We start from the raw sequence: 2250 nt of genomic DNA on the forward strand, positions 1-2250 counted from the left end.
AGGCGGGTCGGGACAGTTCGTGCTCGACGGCTCGGCGGATCCAGGCTGAGACTGAGCGGTCGTCAGCTTCGGCGGCGCGCTTGACCTCCTCGAGGAGATCCGCTGGGAAGCGCACCGGTACGGGTGCGCTCATCGGACGCTTGCGGCGACGCGCAGGCCCCTGGGGCTCCTGGTTGCGCGGCTCGGCATAGAACTCGTACTCCTGCTCCGGCGTCATCGGCCGGCTGTCGTCAGTGCTCATCACGGTCCCTCCGGTACGTAGCGGCGAGGCCCGAAGACGCCTCGTAGCAGCCGATCGGTCGGCACTTGCTCGGATCGCCCGATCGAGATGGAGCCAGCGGCACGATGAGAACTCGCCCACTGACCTCCGCCAGCATCAGCCAGTGAGCGGGTGGCTTCGCCGGGTAGAACAGCGGGCTACTGCTCCACGCGTCCATCACGTCGTCCAGCCCCAGGTGCGGATGCTTGAACAGGTGAGCCGCTTGCTCGTCGATCTCGAAGGGCTCGGTGTCATCGAGCGTCTCGAGGTCGAACAGGTCGCTCACACACCAAGTGTATTACAGACGACTACGCACCATCATGCCGCGGGTCGAGCATGCGAGCGTGTGTTTCGTCGGTGAGACCGGTCACCCCGAGGATCCTCCTTAGTTGTGGACCCCGACACGCTGAATGCAAAGAGACTGTCGGCTGCGGACAACGGCTCGGAAGCGTCGGTGCCGCGTGGCATCCTGGTAAGGGACATGAGAGGAAGGTTGACGTGGTTGAACCTGAAGGGCGGTCGGGGCCGGGTGCGTCCCGGTCCCGGGTCCTTCAGGCGTGGCTCAGAACCGAGCACTTGTCGCACCAGGAGCGGATTGACCGGCTCGCCGTCGACGTCGAACTCATCCGCGAGTTGGCAGCTTCCGGCTTCGGGGGTGAGAATTGGGAGATGCTCGCGAACGTGCTCGCCGAGTACGGGGTGTCCGTCTTCGACGGGTGGATGCGCGCCGGTGTCCTGTATGAGCGGCTCGCCGGCAAGAACGTGCGTGCGCCGCGGCTGCCGGACTGGGCGCTGGCTGATCCGGAGGTGCGGGTGGAGCTAGCCGTCGGCACGGTCAGCGCCGCGCTCCACGTGTTCCGCACCGACATCCTGCCGAACCGCAAATGGCAGCCAAGCAGGGGGGCGGCGCTGTCCACGTACTTCATCGGCCAATGTATGTTCCGGTTCGGGAACGTCGCCCAGGCCTGGCTGCGCGAGTCAAAGGAGCGGATCACCACCCCGGTCCCGGACGATGACCTCATCCGCTTGTCGGACAGGGCGCCGGTCAGAAGCGTGGAGGACGACGTCATCCGTGACGAGACGGCGCAGCAGGTGCTTGCCGGCGCCACTCCCCGCGGAGCGAGGGCGATGGTCATGCTCACGCACGGGTACAGCCACGCGGAGATCGCGGCCGAACTCGGCTGCACCACGAAGTCCGTGTCTAGCCTGCTGGAGCGGGAGTACCGGAAGGCGCGGCGAACGTTGACGCAACTGAGAGAGGACGGAACGGCATGAGCAGCAGCTTCGAGCGGAAGATCGCGAGGTCGTCCCTTGGGACCCGCAACGTCACGGCCGCCCGTGCGGCTGCCCCGAAGGGTGCCGCCGCTCGTGCAGTCGAGCGGTCCGCGACGAGCGGGAAGTTCGTGACCAAGGCCACGCTCCGCAAGTCCGGCGAAAAAAGTTGAGGGACGGCGAGGAATCCGTCACGGAACCGCATATACAACTGGCGCGAGGGATCGGGCGATGAGCCCGTGAACGCGCTCGAGGCGGCCCCGGTGCAACGGGACCGCCTCGAAACCGAGGCTATACGGCCACGGGTTACCAATGTGCTTGGTTCTTGTGATCGTAGCGGAGTCGTCGGCATCCCGGATAGTGGGTGCCCTCCAGCCTCATTGACGTGTCTTAGGAGGCACATCATGGCTCGAGGCCGCAGCATCAACCGCAGCGCCCGTTCTGGGCGGTTCGTTAGCAACGCCGCCGCCGCGCGGTGGCCCGGCAAGACCACGACCGAGCGTGTGGGTCGAGGCACCGGGAACAGCCGCGCGATCAACCGTTCCGCGTCGACTGGCCGCTTCGTAACCGATGCGACCGCTAGGCGAAACCCTGGTGGCACGATCACCCAGCAGGTCTGACGAACAGGGTTGTGCGGGGCGGCCGTACACGCCGCCCCGCACGACCCCTGCTGAACCACATTTCCCGCCAAAAAGGAAAAACACACAAACTTACCCCCC

4 protein-coding genes are annotated in these 2250 nt (G+C 66.0%); 2 read left to right on the plus strand and 2 right to left on the minus strand.

Annotation, left to right across the window (positions count from 1 at the left end; translation table 11 throughout):
- The coding region (locus ACTMMA_RS18155) for a YlcI/YnfO family protein (RefSeq protein ID WP_441190323.1) at positions 1-241 on the minus strand (241 nt) is incomplete at its 3' end.
- Positions 231-545, minus strand: coding sequence for a hypothetical protein (locus ACTMMA_RS18160; RefSeq protein ID WP_441190324.1), 315 nt, complete (start codon positions 543-545; stop codon positions 231-233). The genes ACTMMA_RS18160 and ACTMMA_RS18155, both read right to left, overlap by 11 nt.
- A gap of 290 nt (positions 546-835) precedes the next feature.
- Here ACTMMA_RS18160 and ACTMMA_RS18165 point away from each other — a divergent pair, with 290 nt between their 5' ends.
- Together ACTMMA_RS18165 and ACTMMA_RS18170 are read left to right on the plus strand one after the other, a co-directional pair.
- Positions 836-1534: a hypothetical protein gene (locus tag ACTMMA_RS18165; RefSeq protein ID WP_441191468.1), complete on the plus strand. Its 699-nt coding sequence runs from the start codon at positions 836-838 to the stop codon at positions 1532-1534.
- Entirely contained in the window at positions 1531-1704 is a 174-nt protein-coding gene (locus ACTMMA_RS18170) for a hypothetical protein (RefSeq protein WP_441191469.1), read from the plus strand. Before ACTMMA_RS18165 ends, ACTMMA_RS18170 begins: the two co-directional genes overlap by 4 nt.
- Positions 1705-2250: the final 546 nt, after the last annotated feature.

Source organism: Ornithinimicrobium panacihumi, from assembly GCF_052073805.1.
Taxonomy (GTDB): Bacteria; Actinomycetota; Actinomycetes; order Actinomycetales; family Dermatophilaceae; genus Ornithinicoccus; species Ornithinicoccus panacihumi.

Excerpts from the sequence above, each read along its gene's own strand:
- ACTMMA_RS18170 (WP_441191469.1), top strand. The coding sequence starts at position 1,531 with ATGAGCAGCAGCTTCGAGCGGAAGATCGCGAGGTCGTCCCTTGGGACC.